Origin of the sequence: Cellulomonas sp. Leaf395 (assembly GCF_001424125.1) — a bacterium.
Lineage (GTDB): Bacteria > Actinomycetota > Actinomycetes > Actinomycetales > Cellulomonadaceae > Cellulomonas.
Genome location: NZ_LMQI01000004.1, coordinates 635,093 through 649,805 on the forward strand (window position 1 = coordinate 635,093; position 14,713 = coordinate 649,805).

The window sequence follows — 14,713 nt, forward strand, 5'->3', positions numbered from 1 at the left end:
TGCGGCATCATCGCCGCATGAGCACCACCACGTTCGTGTACGGCGACGGCGCCTGGGGCGGGGACGCCGCTGCGACCCCGAGCCTGACCATCGAGGTCCAGGACGGCGACATCGCCACCGTCGACTACCGGCCCGCCCCCGACGGGCTCGGCCGGTTCTACCTGGGCTTCCAGCCACGGGACTTCTTCGACGACCCCGCCGAGAGCGACCCGGTCGACCTGGCCGCCGAGGCGGAGGCCTTCGCCGAGTGGGCGTTGCTGGTCGGGGCGGTGGACGTCGAGGCCAAGCACGTGCGGCGGCTGCTCGCCGAGGACCACGTGGACGAGCCGGCGGACACGTTCGTCGAGGAGACGGTGGAGCGGCTGGTCCGGCTGGTGGGGCTACCCATCCCGGAGGGTCTCGAGGGCGGGAACGACCTCGTCTGAGGCCGTCCGGACCTGCACACTAGGGGCCGTGACCTCCACGACGACGCTCCCTGGCTGGACCCACACCTACTCCGGCAAGGTCCGTGACCTGTACGTACCGGACGGCTCGGCGTCGACGGCCGGGCTAGGCGACGTCGTCCTCGTCGTCGCCAGCGACCGGGTCTCCGCGTTCGACCACGTGCTCGACCCCGGCATCCCCGGCAAGGGCATCGTCCTGACACAGCTGAGCCTCTGGTGGTTCGAGCAGCTGGCGGACCTGGTGCCCAACCACGTGGTGTCCACCGACGTGCCCGCCGCGGTCGCCGGACGCGCGATGGTCTGCCGCCGTCTCGAGATGTTCCCCGTCGAGTGCGTCGTGCGCGGCTACCTCACCGGGTCGGGGCTGGCCGAGTACCGGGTGTCCGGCTCGGTGACGGGCATCGCGCTGCCCGCCGGTCTGGTGGACGGCTCGCGGCTGCCGGAGCCCATCTTCACGCCGGCCACCAAGGCCGAGCTGGGGGAGCACGACGAGAACGTGCCGTTCGAGACGGTCGTCGGGAAGCTCGGCGCCGAGACCGCGTCGTCGCTGCGGGCGCTGACGCTGGCGGTGTACGGGCGGGCGGAGGCGATCGCGCGCGAGCGGGGCGTGATCCTGGCGGACACCAAGCTCGAGTTCGGCACGGACCCGACCACCGGCGCGATCACCCTCGGGGACGAGGTGCTGACCCCCGACTCCTCGCGGTTCTGGCCGGCGGACCTGTGGAAGCCGGGTCGGGCGCAGCCCAGCTTCGACAAGCAGTTCGTCCGTGACTGGCTGACGTCGTCGGCGTCCGGGTGGGACCGCGCCTCCGACGCACCGCCGCCGAGCCTGCCCGCGGACGTGGTCGAGCGCACCCGCCACCGGTACCTCGACGCGTACGCGCGGCTCACCGGGACGTCTCTGTCGGTGTGACGTCGCGCTCCCTCGGACCCGGGGGTGACCGGCCTGCTACAGCTCGATCTGCTCCACCCTGGTCAGGGGCATCCATCGGCCGCGGTCCGCCCGGGCGCCGACGGGCGTCAGCACGTCGGCGTCGACCAGCGGACCGAGATCGATCCCGGTGAGCTCCTCGACGTCGACGACGGGCACCTGGAACGTGCGGAACGGGCCGAGTGCGGGGACCTCGTCGGCGGGGACCTGCAGGCTCGAGACGAAGGGGGTCTGGTCCAGCACGAACGCCGCGGCGTGCAGCGAGACGCCGGAGGCCCACGCGGCGACCTTCCAGAACATCCGCGGGATCTGGACCCCGCGGTAGACGGGGTCGTCGTCGGCGAGCACGGGTCCCGTGAAGACGGACACCCGGTGCCAGTACACCCGGGCGTACTCCAGGACGTGGTCCTCGAGGCCGACCCAGAGCAGCTCGCCCTGGTTGAACGCGGAGGCCTGCGGGGCGGCGTTCGGGTACGCGAACGTGTCGTAGTTCGCCCGCCGAGCCGTCACGAGGTCGCCCCAGACGGGGTCCCGACGACGCACCAGGTGCCCCCGGTCGAGGTCGTTGCGCGCGTACAGCTCCGGGCCGGCCTGCTCGTCGGCGGGGACTCGCGCGTCGAGGTGCCAGTCGTCACCTCGCTCGAGGTCCACCAGCTGTGCGCCGTCGATGTTCACCGCGGTGGCCGCCGCCAGCGTGCGCGCCGGGTCCAGCAGCACGGTGAAGTGCGTCGACGGGAGGTTCCGGACGGTCTGCGCCGGTACCGGGAGCGGCACCGGCGGGCCGAGGAACTTCGGGTCGTAGCCGGCCTCTGTGCTGCTCATAGGGTGCTCACATGCGGACCGTACCGACCACCTCCGACGTCCTGCTGCGCGGTGCCCGCCTGGTGGACGGCGACGGACCGGTCGACGTGCTCCTGCGCGACGGTCGGGTCGCCGCGGTCGGGCCGTCCTTGTCGGTCGATGCGCCGCAGGTGCGGCTCGACGGCCGGTGGGTCATGCCCGGCCTGTGGGACGCGCACGTGCACTTGACCCAGTGGGCGCTGGCCCGACGTCGGCTGGACGTCTCCGGGGCCACGTCCGCCGCGCACGCCGTCGCACTCGTCGCTGCGGCGCCCCGGCCCCCTGCCGGCACGGCACTCGTCGGCTTCGGGTTCCGCGACGGGCTGTGGCCCGACGCGCCGACGGCCGCGCTCCTCGACGCCGCCGTCGGCGACGTGCCCGTCGTCCTCGTCTCGGGTGACCTGCACTGCGCCTGGGGCTCGACGGCCGGGCTGCGGTTCCTCGGCGTCGGTGCGCACCCCACCGGCCTGCTCCGGGAGTCCGAGTGGCTCCCGCTGCAGGGCGCGGTCGACCATGTGCCCGACGACGTCGCCGACGCGCTCGTCGACGACGCCTCGGCGGCCGCCGCTGCACGCGGGGTCGTCGGCGTGGTCGACCTCGAGATCGCCGACAACGTCGCCGTCTGGCGTCGTCGCGCCGCTGCCCGGCCCGCCCGACTGCGCGTGCGTGCGGGCGTGTGGGAGGAGTTCCTCGACCGCGTCGTCCGCGAGGACCTGCACACCGGTGACACGATCGCCGGGCTCGTCACGCAGGGGCCACTCAAGGTCATCACCGACGGCTCGTTGAACACCCGGACCGCGTACTGCCACGACCCGTACGCCGGCCTGACCGGCCCGAACGCCCGCGGCGTCCTCGCGGTCCCACCGTCGCGGCTCGCGCCGCTGATGGCGCACGCCGCCCGCCACGGTCTGCGCTGCGCGATCCACGCGATCGGCGACGCTGCGAACGCCCTCGCCCTCGACGCCTTCGCGTCGTCCGGTGCCGCCGGGTCGGTCGAGCACGCGCAGCTGGTGTCCTGGGAGGACGTCGAGCGGTTCGCCGCGCTCGGCGTGGTCGCCAGCGTGCAGCCTGAGCACGCCATGGACGACCGGGACGTCGCCGACCGGTACTGGGCCGGACGCACCGACCGCGCGTTCGCGTTCGGCGCGCTGCACGACGCGGGCGTCCGGCTGGCGCTCGGGTCCGACGCACCGGTCGCGCCCCTCGACCCGTGGGTCGCCGTCGACGCCGCGGTGAGCCGGTCCCGCGACGGGCGCCCTGCCTGGCACCCCGAGCAGGCGATCGACCGTCGGGTCGCTCTCGAGTCCTCCGTGGACGGTCGCGGCCTGACCGTGGCGGTCGGGGCGCCCGCGGACCTCGTCGTGCTCGACGCCGACCCTCTGGTCGCGCCGCTGCGGGGGATGCCCGTGGCGGGCACGCTGGTGGCCGGCGGCTGGACGCACCGCGCGTTCTGATCGCTCTCGGGGTGTCCGCAAGGATGGGGACATGCGTGCCGTGGTGATCTCCGAGTTCGGCGTCCCTCCGACCGTGCGTGAGGTCCCGGCCCCGCCGTGTCCCGAGGACGGGGTCGTCCTGCGCGTCACGGCCACCGGCGTCTGCCGGTCGGACTGGCACGGCTGGCAGGGTCACGACGACGACATCACGCTCCCGCACGTGCCCGGGCACGAGCTGGCGGGGGTCGTCGTCGAGGTCGGTCCGCTGGTCCGCTCGTGGGCGCCCGGCGACGAGGTCACGGTGCCCTTCGTGTGCGCGTGCGGGACCTGCGCCGCCTGCGTCGCGGGCGAGCAGCAGGTGTGCGAGCTCCAGCGCCAACCGGGGTTCACCGACGACGGGTCGTTCGCCGAACGCGTCGCGATCCACCATGCCGACGTCAACCTGGTCCGCCTCCCGGAGGGGATGTCCCCGGTCACCGCGGCCGGTCTGGGCTGCCGGTTCGCGACCGCCTACCGGGCCGTCACCGTCCACGGACGGGTCCGGGCGGACGAGTGGGTCGCGGTGCACGGCTGCGGTGGCGTGGGGCTGTCGGCGGTCGTGGTGGCTGTCGCCGCCGGCGCCCAGGTGGTCGCGATCGACCCGTCACCCGTCGCCCGCGACGCCGCGCAGGCGATGGGTGCCGCCGTCGTCCTGGACGGCAGCAGTGACGTCGCCGCGCAGGTCCACCACGTGACCGGTGGGGGCGCCGCCGTCTCCCTCGACGCCCTGGGCAGCCGCGCCACGGCGACCGCGTCGATCCTGTCGCTGCGCCGTCGCGGCCGGCACGTCCAGGTCGGCCTCCTGCTCGGCGCCGACACCGCCCCGCCGCTGCCCATGGGCAGGGTGATCGCCTGGGAGCTCGAGGTCTACGGCAGCCACGGCATGGCCGCGCACGAGTACCCCGCGATGCTCGCGCGCATCGCCTCCGGCGAGCTCGACCCGTCCCGGCTGGTCGGCCGCACCATCAGCCTCGACGAGGCACCGGCCGCGCTCGCGGCCCTCGGTGACGGGACGGGTGGCCCGGGGATGACGGTCGTCGTCTCCTGAGCCCCGAGACCCGTGGGACGACACGGAGCTCGTCCCCGCGCCCTCGTCTCCACCGACTGAGCGCCTGGACCGGACGTCGCCGCGCACTGGCTAGAATCGCCGCGACCCCCCACCGCCGCGCGAACACCTGGAGCCCTTTCGTGGGACGAGTCGTCGTCGATGTCATGCCGAAGCCCGAGATCCTCGACCCCCAGGGCAAGGCCGTCGCCGGCGCCCTGCCGCGGCTCGGGTTCGGGCAGTTCGCGTCCGTCCGTCAGGGCAAGCGGTTCGAGCTCGAGGTCGACGGGCCGGTGACCGAGGAGATCCTCGCCGCGGCCCGCGACGCCGGCGAGCACGTGCTGTCCAACCCGGTCATCGAGGACGTGGTCGCGGTCTACGAGGACACCGACGCATGACGAGGATCGGCGTCGTCACCTTCCCCGGCACGCTCGACGACCGCGACGCCGCCCGCGCGGTCCGCCTCGCGGGCGCCGAGGCCGTCTCCCTCTGGCACGGTGACGCCGACCTGCAGGGGGTCGACGCGGTCGTGCTCCCGGGCGGCTTCTCCTACGGCGACTACCTGCGCGCGGGTGCCATCAGTCGGTTCGCGCCGGTCATGGGTGAGATCGTCGACGCCGCGCACAAGGGCCTGCCGGTCCTGGGAATCTGCAACGGCTTCCAGGTCCTCACCGAGGCGCACCTGCTGCCCGGCTCGATGATCAAGAACGACCACCTGCACTTCGTGTGCCGCGAGCAGGTCCTCTCGGTCGACAACGTCGACACGGCCTGGACCCGCGACTACGCGGCGGGGGAGCACATCACGATCCCGCTGAAGAACCAGGACGGCCAGTACGTGGCCGACGAGCACACGCTCGACGAGCTCGAGGGCGAGGGCCGCGTGGTCTTCCGCTACCAGGGCTGGAACCCGAACGGGTCGCGCCGAGGCATCGCCGGGATCTCCAACGCGGCAGGCAACGTCGTCGGCCTCATGCCGCACCCCGAGCACGCGGTCGAGCAGGGCTTCGGCCCGGACGGCGCCCAGGGTCCGCGCACCGGCACGGACGGCCTGCGGTTCTTCACGTCGGTCCTCAAGGCCCTCGTCGGCTGAGCCCGGTGGAGATCGCGCTCGTCGACTGGGACGACCCTGACGCCCTCCGGCTGCGTACCGCTCAGCAGGCCGAGCTGCTCGCCCTGTACGGCGAGGAAGACATCGGGGCCGCGATGACGGGCGAGAGCATCGTCGCGATGCTCCTCGTGCGGGTGGACGGCGAGCCGGTGGCGTGCGGGGCCATCCGCGACGCCTCGGACGAGCTGGGTGAGGGCGTCGGCGAGCTGAAGCGCATGTTCGTCGTCCCGTCCCAGCGGGGTCGCGGGTACTCCCGTGCGGTGGTGCGCGAGCTCGAACGCGTCGCCCAGGAGAAGGGCTTCCACCGGCTCGTCCTCGAGACCGGTGTGCTGCAGGCCTCCGCGATCGGCCTGTACCTGAGTGAGGGCTACCGCTCGATCCCGAACTTCGGCGAGTACGCGGCGGAGTCCGAGTCACGCTGCTTCGGCAAGCACCTCGGCGCGACGGCGCCCCGCGCCGTGCGGACCGGCGAGCGCCCGGCCGTCACGCTCACGCGCACGCACTGGTCGGACCCGGTCGCGGTCGCGCTGCGCCTCGCGATGTGGCGCGACATCGAGGTCCGGTACCCCGAGGTCGCCGCGAGCACGCCGGGGGGTTTCGACGCCGACGACCCGAAGCAGGGTGTCGGTGCCCTGAGCACGGTCGTCGCCTGGATCGACGGGCAGCCGGTCGGCTGCTCGACGCTGCGCGCCGCCCGCGACGGCTACCCGGCCGGGTCGGGCGAGCTCAAGAAGGTCTGGGTCGACGAGTCCGCCCGGGGCTCCGGGGCGGCCCGTGCACTGCTCGCCGCCGTCGAGGACGACGCGCGGGCGCACGGCCTGACCTCCGTCGTCCTGCAGACCGGCATCCGGCAGCCCGAGGCGGTCACGCTCTACCTCTCGGCCGGCTACCGCCCGGTGGTCCCCTTCTTCGACTTCGCGGGCGACTTCCTCTCGCTCTGGATGGCCAAGGACGTCTGAGCGCGCACCCGCGCGATCTCCGCGAACCGCATCCACTCGTCCTCCAGCGACGGTGGCAGCGCGACCCAGTCGTGGAAGAGCCGACCGCTGTCCCCGGGCGACCACACAGTCGCTCCGGGCATCGTCAGGGCCTCCGCGAACGCGGTGGTGTCCCGGCCGAGCTTCACCGCGAGCCGGTCGCCGCCCACGTGCGCGGCGAACATGGTCGACCCGACCTTGAGGATCGGCCGCCCCATCATCTGCGCGCGCGTCGCGCCGCGGGCGACCAGGTCGTCGGCCATCGCGTCGTAGTCCACCTCGGTCATCCACCGAGCATGCAGCATCCCTCCGACATGCTTACGGTGGCCGGGCCGCCGCGGTCAGCAGCCCCGCGAGCGCGCCGGTCGAGGGAGGACCCATGACGCACGACGACGACATCGCGACGGTGGCTGGTCTGATCAAGGACGCGAAGATCGCGATGCTCACGACGGTGGGTGCCGACGGGTCGCTGGTCAGCCGGCCGATGGGTGTGCAGGACGTGGACTTCGACGGGGACCTCTGGTTCTTCGCCGACGCCGACAGCCACAAGGTGCACGAGATCGAGGCGGGTAGCCCCGCGAACGCCGCGTTCGCGGACTCGACGGCGTGGGTCTCGGTGTCGGGCCCGGCCGAGGTGGTCCGGGACGTCGCCAAGAACCGTGAGCTGTGGGGTGTGACGGCCGAGGCGTGGTTCCCCGACGGTCCGGAGACCCCCGGCCTGGTCCTCGTCGTCGTGCACGGGCAGACCGCGGAGTACTGGCACGCCAAGGGCGGCCGTCTGACGACGGCGTTCAGCCTGGTCAAGGCCAAGGTCACCGGCGAGCGCTACGACGGCGGCGAGAACGAGACCGTGCACCTCTAGCCGGCGAGCGTCCCCAGGGCCTGGGCGAGGTCGTCGATCAGGTCCGCCGGGTCCTCGAGCCCGACCGAGAGCCGCACGGTCGACTCCGCGATCCCGACCGCCGCGCGACCCTCGGGGCCGAGCTTGCGGTGGGTGGTCGTCGCGGGGTGCGTGATCAGCGACTTGGCGTCGCCGAGGTTGTTCGAGATGTCCACGACGCGCAGCGCGTCGAGGACACCGAAGGTCACCTTCTTGGCGACGTCGGGCGTCGCGCCGTCGGGCACGGCCAGGTTGAACGTGACGACGGTCCCGCCCCCGGACTGCTGCGCGAGCGCGAGCTGGTGCTGCGGGTGCGACGCCAGGTACGGGTAGCGGACCAGCGAGACGCCGGGCTGCTGCTCGAGCCACGTCGCCACGTGCAGGGCCGACGCGGTCTGGTGACGCACGCGCAGAGACAGCGTCTCAAGGCCCTTGAGCAGCACCCACGCGTTGAACGCCGACAGGGACGGGCCGGTGTTGCGGATGAGGGTCTGCACCGGACCGCGGACGTACTCGTCGGTGCCGAGGATCGCGCCGCCGAGCACCCGTCCCTGCCCGTCGATGTGCTTGGTCGCCGAGTAGACGACCACGTCGGCGCCGAAGTCCAGCGGCCGGGACAGCACGGGGGTGGCGAAGACGTTGTCGACGATGACCGTGGCGCCGGCCGCGTGCGCGAGCCGGCTGACGGCCGCGATGTCGACCAGGTCCTGCATCGGGTTGGACGGCGTCTCGAAGAACACGACGTCGGCCGGCGTGGACAGCGCGGCCTCCCACTGGTCGAGCTCGTGCCCGTCGACGTACTCGGTGTGCACGCCCCACTTGGCCAGGATCTCCTCGAAGATCACGACGGTGGACCCGAACAGCGCCCGCGCGGAGACGATGCGCGAGCCGGACTGGACCAGGGCGGCGATCGACGTGAACACCGCGGACATCCCCGACGCGGTGGCGACGGCCGCCTCGGCGCCCTCGAGCAGACGCAGGCGCTCCTCGAAGGTGGACACGGTGGGGTTGTTGTACCGCGAGTACAGGAACCGGTCGGTGTCGCCGGCGAACGCGGACTCGGCCTCCGCGGCGCCGCCGTAGACGAAACCCTGCGTGAGGAACAGCGCCTCCGAGGTCTCCTGGAACTGGCTGCGGACCAGCCCGCCGCGCACCGCGAGGGTGTCGGGGCGCAGCCCGGTGCCGGGGGTGCGGCGGTCGTCCCAGTCGCCCGGGCCGGGGACGCGCGTGGCGCTCACGCCTGCCGCCAGGGGAGACCGGCGGCACGCCAGCCGGAGTGCCCTCGGTGGCCGTCGGGACCGACGTCGCCCTCGAAGCCCTCCAGCACGTTGTACGCCGGGCCGAGGCCCGCCGCGGTCGCCGCCTGCGCGGCCGCGACCGAGCGGACGCCGGAGCGGCAGAGGAAGACGACCGGCCGACCGGCCGCGACGCCCGCCTCGGCGAGCTGCTTGAGGAACTGCGGGTTCGGGCGTCCCGACGGGTAGGAGACCCACTCGACCAGGGCGGCGCGCCCGTCGATGGGTGCGGAGTCGGGGATGCCGACGTAGCGCCACTCGGCGTCGGTCCGGACGTCGACGAGCACGGCGGTCTCGTCGGAGGTCAGGAGGTCCCAGGCCTGCTGGGGGGTCAGGTCGCCGGCATAGCTCATCGAAGCCCTCGTCTCATCGGTCCTGGCGGTAGCACCCTCGGCCGGGCACAGGTGCCCGCGGGTTGCTGCGGCGTCGTCGAGCCAGATCTCTCAGCCGCTCTGGATGGTGGCCGTGATGTTACGCGCGGCGGCACCCGCCCTCCAAGTGGTGGACAAGGTGTCCCGCCAGGCGAGACGGTTCGTGCGTCGCGTTGACAGGTCCCCGGAGGTGCCGGGACCCTCGTCACAGGTCATGAGCGCCAGCGTCAAGCCCCGGCTCGCTGGCCGGCAACCCTCCTCCGCGGTGGGGTGCCCCGGGTGACGACCTGGCCGCGTCCCGCCCGGGGCGTGGCAAGCGCGGGGTTCCACCACTGCTGGTGTCCCCCCGGATCGTGTCGGAGGACCATCTTGACCGCCATCGCCGAGCGCCTCTCGTGTGCTTCCGTCGACGAGGTGAGCGCCCTGCTCCCGGTCGTCGGCGGGACCACCACCGTCCCCCTGGTCGACGGCACGCAGCGCGTCTACGCCAACCTGGACTACGCCGCCAGCGCCCCGGCCCTGGAGGCCGTCGCCGCCCGCGTGACGGAGGTGCTGCCGCTGTACGCGTCGGTGCACCGCGGCGCCGGCTATCTGTCCCAGGTGTCCACCGCCCTATACGAGTCGGCCCGCGAGACGGTCGCGCGGTTCGTGGACGCACGTCCCGACGACGTCGCGATCATCACGCGCAACACGACGGACTCGCTCAACCTGCTCGCGGGCGTGGTCCCCGACGGCGGTCGCGTCCTCGTGCTGGACGTCGAGCACCACGCCAACCTGCTGCCGTGGGTCCAGTCGAGCGAGCGCCACGGCAACCGCGCGACGATCCTGCCGATCAAGGGCACGGTCGCCGAGACCCTCGACGCGCTGCGGTCCGAGCTCGCCCGCCAGCCGTACGCGCTGGTCACGGTCACGGGTGCGTCCAACGTCACGGGCGAGGCGCTGCCGATCGACCAGGTCGTCGCGCTCGCCCACGCCGAGGGCGCCCGCGTGGCTGTCGACGGCGCCCAGCTGGTGCCGCACCGCGGCTTCTCGCTGACGGCCACGCACGCCGACTACGTCGCGTTCTCCGGCCACAAGACCTACGCGCCGTTCGGCGCGGGGGCGCTCGTCGGACGCCGGGACTGGCTCGACACGGGCACGCCGTACCTCGCAGGGGGAGGTGCGGTGCGCGACGTGCGAGCCGACCGGACCGTCTGGCAGCCGGCACCGGCACGCCACGAGGCCGGGTCGCCCAACGTCATCGGGGCCATCGCCCTCGCGGAAGCGTGCGACCAGCTCGCCGCGCTGCCGGGCGGCGCGCTGGCTGCGCACGAGGAGGCGCTGCGCGAGCGGCTGGTGTCGGGCTTGTCGGGCATCGACGGCGTGGAGATCGCGCGCATCTGGCCGGACTCGCAGGCGCCCGTCGGCGTCCTCACCTTCACGGTGCCCGACCACGACCCGGGTCTCGTCGCGGCCTACCTCGCCGCCGAGCACGGCATCGGCGTCCGCGACGGCCGCTTCTGCGCGCACCCGCTCCTGGCGCACCTGGGCGCGTCGGGCGGCGCGATCCGCGCGTCGGTGGGTGTCGGCACGACGAGCGAGGCCGTCGACCGCCTGGTCGCCGCGCTCACCCAGTACCTGTCCACGGGGCCCGCGGTCCGGTACGAGGTGGTCGACGGGTGCTGGGCGGTCGTCGAGGACACCCGCCCCCTCCTGGCGGTCCACGGCCTGAACCACCTGGCCGCCACGGCGGCGGCGGCCTGCGGCCCGGCCCTGGACGACTGAGCCCGACCGCAACCCGACCGCAACCCGACCGTGTAGCGGCTCAGCGCAGCGGGGTGACCGACCCGGTCAGGTGCGGCTTGCCGGAGCGTGAGTCCCAGCCGGCGAACGTGTACCCGTCGCCGTCATGCGCGATCCGCACGGTCACGGTCCCCGGCAGGAGCACCGGCTTCACGAACTCGACCGCCCACTCGAACGCGTCCCCGCGTCCGGCACCCACGTCGGCGAGTGCGCGCGACGCGGTGTACATGCCGTGCGCGATCGTCCGCGGGAACCCGAAGGCCTTGGCGGACAGCGCGGACAGGTGGATCGGGTTCCGGTCGCCGGACACCGCCGCGTACCGACGTCCGACGTCACCGTCGAGCTTCCAGCGGCCGGTAGGCGTCGGCGGGTCGAAGGTTTCCGACGACTCCTCGACGGCTCCGGCGAGGAACACACCTCGCGCCAGATAGGTCGACACCCCGCGCCAGGCGACCGAGCCGTCGATCGACACCTCGGTGACCAGGTCCACCTGCGTGCCGGAGCGGTGCGCCCGCAGGTCGGTGGCAGACGCGCGCACGTCGAGCTCGTCGTCCAGCAGGACCGGGCGCAGCTGCGTCACGCGGTTGGCCAGGTGGACCAGCCCGACGAGCGGCAGCGGGAAGTCGGAGCGGACCATGAGCGCGGTGGCCACGGGGAACGCCAGCACGTGCACGAACCCGGCGGGCAGGACGTCCGACGCGGGCTCGCCGAGGAGGTGCTGGTACTCGGTGAGACGCGAAGCGTCACTGCGCACCCCGCGGACCACGTAGTCGACGTCGGGCAGGACCGACGGCCCGGACCGCACGCGCCGCGCGAGGGAGAGCCCCGCCCCTCGCGCGTACAGCCCACCGAGCGAGGGGACCTCGGGCAGGACGACGGTCGTCGTCACTGGCCCACCATGTTCTGCCCGCACACGCGCAGCACGCGTCCGACGATGCCGCCCGCGGCGGGGGAGGCCAGGAACGCCACGGTCTCGGCGACGTCCACCGGCTGCCCGCCCTGCTGCAGCGAGTTGAGCCGGCGGGCGACCTGCCGCGTGACCGCGGGGATGCGCGCGGTCATCTCGGTCTCGATGAACCCGGGGGCGACGGCGTTCGCGGTGCCGCCGAACGCCTCGAGCAGCGGCGCGGTCGCGCGGACCATGCCGATGACGCCGCCCTTGGACGCCGCGTAGTTGGTCTGTCCGCGGTTTCCGGCGATGCCCGAGGTCGACGCGAGCGACACGATCCGCGGGGCGTCGGTGAAGTCCCCGGACGTCTGCAGCGCCTCGTTGATGCTCAGCTGCGACGCGATGTTCACCGCCAGCACCGAGTCCCACTTGTCGGCGGACATGTTGGCTAGCAGCTTGTCGCGCGTGATCCCGGCGTTGTGCACGACGATGTCGAGCCGCCCGTGCCGCTGCAGCGCGTGCTCCAGGATCCGTGCCCCGGCGTCAGGCGCCGTGACGTCGAGCTGCAGCGCGGTCCCCCGCACCCGGTTGGCGACGGTCACCAGCTGCTCGCCGGCGGCGGGGACGTCGACCGCGACGACGGTGGCGCCGTCGCGCGCGAGGGTGTCGGCGATCGAGGCGCCGATGCCGCGGGCCGCCCCGGTGACGACGGCCACCCGACCGGCCAGCGGCTTGTCCCAGTCGGACGGCAGCGCACCGGCGGCGGAGTCGACCCCCAGCAGCTGACCGTCGACGAACGCGGACTTCGTCGACAGGAAGAACCGCAGGGCGCCGACGACGGACGGTGCCGTGACGGGGACGTCCAGGGCCAGCACCACACCGTTGCCGGTCGACCCGCCGCGCAGCTCCTTGGCCAGCGACCGCAGCAGCCCGTCGACTCCCTGGCGTGCCGCGGCGACCGCGGGGGCGTCGTCGGCACGCGGTTCGCGGGAGATGGTGACGACGCGGGCGCCCTTCGGGAGCGACTTGAGCACGCCGCCGACGGCCAGCACCGGCTCGGACAGCTGGTCGGGGTGCGTGAGCTCGGTGAGCGCGAGCACCACGGCGGAGTACCGGGTGTCGGGCGTCGCGTGCCGGTGCACGTCGAGGTCCCAGTCGGAGGACAGGAACGAGGCGATCGCGTCGGCCTCCGACCCGCGTCCCAGCACCAGCACGGCGCCCGGCAGGAGCGGCTGCCCGGGCTCGTAGCGGCGCAGGGGAGAGGGCTGGGGCAGCCCGAGCTGCTTGGCGACCTTCTTGGTGAAGCCGCTGTTGACCAGGTTCAGGTAGGTGTCGGTCATTGTCAGGCCGCCTCGAGGATCGCGGTGAGGCCCAGCCCGCCGGCCGCGCACACGGACACGAGCGCCCGCACGGGCGCGTCGGAACCTGACGCCGCCTTCCTCCGGTGCAGCTCCTTGCTGATGGTCGCGACGATCCGCCCGCCGGTCGCGGCGAACGGGTGCCCCGCGGCCAGCGACGACCCGTGCACGTTGAGCCTGTCGCGGTCCACGGTCCCGAAGGCGCCGTCGAGCCCGAGCCGCGTGCGCCCGAACTCCTCGGACTCCCACGCGGCCAGCGTCGTCAGCACGGTCGCGGCGAACGCCTCGTGGATCTCGATGTAGTCGAAGTCCGCCAGCGCCAGCCCGTTGCGAGCGAGCAGGCGCGGCACAGCGAACGCGGGGGCCATCAGCAGTCCGTCGTCCCCGTGCACGAAGTCGACCGCGCCTGCCTCGGCATCGACGATCGACGCCAGCGGGACCAGGTCGTGCGCGGCGGCCCAGTCGGCCGACCCGAGCAGCACCGTGGAGGCGCCGTCGGACAGCGGCGTGGAGTTGCCGGCCGTCATCGTCGCGGTGGTGTCCAGGCCCAGCCCGAAGGCGGGCTTGAGCTTCGCGAGCTTCTCCAGGGACGAGTCCGGGCGCAGGTTGGCGTCGCGCGTCAGCCCGCGGAACGGGGTGACCAGGTCGTCGAAGAACCCGGAGTCGTACGCGGCGGCGAGCCGCTGGTGGCTGGCCAGCGCGACCTCGTCCTGTGCAGCCTGCGTGATCTCCCACTGCGCGGTGGTGAGCGCCTGGTGCTCGCCCATCGACAGGTGCGTGCGCGGCTCGCCGGTGTTCGGGGCGACAGGCGCGAGGTCCTTCGGGCGGATCTGCGCGATCGCGGCGAGCTTCTGGCCGGTGGTCTTCGCGCGGGACAGGTCGAGCAGCGCGCGACGCAGCCGGTTGCTCACGGCGATGGGCGCGTCGGACGTGGAGTCGACTCCGCCGGCGATCGCGGACTCGAGCTGGCCGAGCCGGATCTTGTTGCTCAGGGAGACGACGGTCTCCAGACCGGTCGCGCAGGCCTGCTGCACGTCGTACGCGGGGGTCTCGGCCGAGAGGGCCGACCCGAGGACAGCCTCGCGGGTGAGGTTGAAGTCCTTGCTGTGCTTGAGCACCGCGCCCGCGGCGACCTCACCGATGCGCTCGCCCTGCAGGCCGAACCGGGCGACCAGCCCGTCGATCGCGGCGATGAGCATGTCCTGGTTGCTGGCCCGCACGTAGGGGCCGCCGGCGCGGGCGAAGGGGATCCGGTTCCCGCCCAGCACGTAAGCCTGACGAACCTCGGGTGTGGGGGTGGGCTGTGCCATGGGCGCGTTCCT

16 protein-coding genes and 2 riboswitches are annotated in these 14,713 nt (G+C 73.4%); of the genes, 9 read left to right on the forward strand and 7 right to left on the reverse strand.

Features of this window, described 5'->3' with window-relative positions; genetic code table 11:
- The first annotated feature begins 17 nt into the window (after positions 1–17).
- The gene (locus ASG23_RS14410) at positions 18–425 is read left to right on the forward strand and encodes a hypothetical protein (protein ID WP_056026074.1); all 408 of its coding nucleotides are present in this window, start codon (positions 18–20) and stop codon (positions 423–425) included.
- Between the two features lie 28 nt (positions 426–453).
- Positions 454–1,356, forward strand: a complete 903-nt coding sequence (locus tag ASG23_RS14415) for a phosphoribosylaminoimidazolesuccinocarboxamide synthase (RefSeq protein WP_056026076.1) — start codon at positions 454–456, stop codon at positions 1,354–1,356.
- A gap of 36 nt (positions 1,357–1,392) precedes the next feature.
- Here the strand turns inward: ASG23_RS14415 and ASG23_RS14420 are convergent, their stop codons facing one another.
- Positions 1,393–2,196 carry a DNA/RNA non-specific endonuclease gene (locus tag ASG23_RS14420; protein WP_056026078.1) on the reverse strand — a complete coding sequence of 268 codons (804 nt, stop codon included), beginning with the start codon at positions 2,194–2,196 and terminating at the stop codon, positions 1,393–1,395.
- Between the two features lie 11 nt (positions 2,197–2,207).
- Here ASG23_RS14420 and ASG23_RS14425 point away from each other — a divergent pair, with 11 nt between their 5' ends.
- The 5 genes from ASG23_RS14425 to ASG23_RS14445 all read left to right on the forward strand — a co-directional run bounded on the left by ASG23_RS14425 (position 2,208) and on the right by ASG23_RS14445 (position 6,798).
- Positions 2,208–3,668 carry an amidohydrolase gene (locus ASG23_RS14425; protein ID WP_056026079.1) on the forward strand — a complete coding sequence of 487 codons (1,461 nt, stop codon included), beginning with the start codon at positions 2,208–2,210 and terminating at the stop codon, positions 3,666–3,668.
- 31 nt (positions 3,669–3,699) lie between these two features.
- Positions 3,700–4,734 carry a zinc-dependent alcohol dehydrogenase family protein gene (locus ASG23_RS14430; RefSeq protein ID WP_056026080.1) on the forward strand — a complete coding sequence of 345 codons (1,035 nt, stop codon included), beginning with the start codon at positions 3,700–3,702 and terminating at the stop codon, positions 4,732–4,734.
- Positions 4,735–4,874: 140 nt separating this feature from the next.
- Positions 4,875–5,129, forward strand: coding sequence for a phosphoribosylformylglycinamidine synthase subunit PurS (purS, locus tag ASG23_RS14435; RefSeq protein ID WP_056026082.1), 255 nt, complete (start codon positions 4,875–4,877; stop codon positions 5,127–5,129).
- Positions 5,126–5,821 (forward strand): phosphoribosylformylglycinamidine synthase subunit PurQ, encoded by a 696-nt coding sequence (gene purQ, locus ASG23_RS14440; RefSeq protein WP_056026084.1) that lies wholly within the window; start codon positions 5,126–5,128, stop codon positions 5,819–5,821. Before purS ends, purQ begins: the two co-directional genes overlap by 4 nt.
- Before the next feature lie 5 nt (positions 5,822–5,826).
- Positions 5,827–6,798 (forward strand): GNAT family N-acetyltransferase, encoded by a 972-nt coding sequence (locus tag ASG23_RS14445; protein ID WP_157465671.1) that lies wholly within the window; start codon positions 5,827–5,829, stop codon positions 6,796–6,798.
- On the opposite strand, the gene ASG23_RS14450 is transcribed toward ASG23_RS14445, so the two are convergent.
- Complete coding sequence (locus ASG23_RS14450; protein WP_157465672.1) at positions 6,726–7,103, reverse strand: hypothetical protein; 378 nt, start codon at positions 7,101–7,103, stop codon at positions 6,726–6,728. The genes ASG23_RS14445 and ASG23_RS14450 overlap by 73 nt on opposite strands.
- A 92-nt stretch (positions 7,104–7,195) precedes the next feature.
- On the opposite strand from ASG23_RS14450, the gene ASG23_RS14455 reads away from it, so the two are divergent.
- Positions 7,196–7,678 carry a pyridoxamine 5'-phosphate oxidase family protein gene (locus tag ASG23_RS14455; RefSeq protein ID WP_056026089.1) on the forward strand — a complete coding sequence of 161 codons (483 nt, stop codon included), beginning with the start codon at positions 7,196–7,198 and terminating at the stop codon, positions 7,676–7,678.
- Here ASG23_RS14455 and ASG23_RS14460 read toward each other — a convergent pair.
- The gene (locus tag ASG23_RS14460; RefSeq protein WP_056026091.1) at positions 7,675–8,934 is read right to left on the reverse strand and encodes an O-succinylhomoserine sulfhydrylase; all 1,260 of its coding nucleotides are present in this window, start codon (positions 8,932–8,934) and stop codon (positions 7,675–7,677) included. The genes ASG23_RS14455 and ASG23_RS14460 overlap by 4 nt on opposite strands.
- A complete protein-coding gene (locus ASG23_RS14465) occupies positions 8,931–9,344 on the reverse strand; it encodes a rhodanese-like domain-containing protein (protein ID WP_056026093.1) in 414 nt (137 codons plus the stop codon). The genes ASG23_RS14460 and ASG23_RS14465 overlap by 4 nt, the downstream gene beginning before the upstream one ends.
- A riboswitch (SAM riboswitch) is annotated at positions 9,340–9,454 on the reverse strand. Its footprint overlaps the gene before it by 5 nt.
- Before the next feature lie 118 nt (positions 9,455–9,572).
- Positions 9,573–9,687: riboswitch (SAM riboswitch) on the forward strand.
- Between the two features lie 44 nt (positions 9,688–9,731).
- On the opposite strand from ASG23_RS14465, the gene ASG23_RS14470 reads away from it, so the two are divergent.
- Complete coding sequence (locus ASG23_RS14470) at positions 9,732–11,126, forward strand: aminotransferase class V-fold PLP-dependent enzyme (protein WP_056026095.1); 1,395 nt, start codon at positions 9,732–9,734, stop codon at positions 11,124–11,126.
- A 40-nt stretch (positions 11,127–11,166) separates the two neighbouring features.
- Here ASG23_RS14470 and ASG23_RS14475 read toward each other — a convergent pair whose 3' ends face one another.
- The 3 genes from ASG23_RS14475 to ASG23_RS14485 are packed head-to-tail and all read right to left on the reverse strand — an operon-like array spanning position 11,167 to position 14,701.
- Complete coding sequence (locus ASG23_RS14475) at positions 11,167–12,033, reverse strand: MaoC/PaaZ C-terminal domain-containing protein (protein ID WP_056026097.1); 867 nt, start codon at positions 12,031–12,033, stop codon at positions 11,167–11,169.
- Positions 12,030–13,373: a 3-oxoacyl-ACP reductase gene (locus ASG23_RS14480; protein ID WP_056026100.1), complete on the reverse strand. Its 1,344-nt coding sequence runs from the start codon at positions 13,371–13,373 to the stop codon at positions 12,030–12,032. The genes ASG23_RS14475 and ASG23_RS14480 overlap by 4 nt, the downstream gene beginning before the upstream one ends.
- A 2-nt stretch (positions 13,374–13,375) precedes the next feature.
- Positions 13,376–14,701 (reverse strand): acetyl-CoA C-acetyltransferase, encoded by a 1,326-nt coding sequence (locus ASG23_RS14485; protein WP_056026102.1) that lies wholly within the window; start codon positions 14,699–14,701, stop codon positions 13,376–13,378.
- Positions 14,702–14,713: the final 12 nt, after the last annotated feature.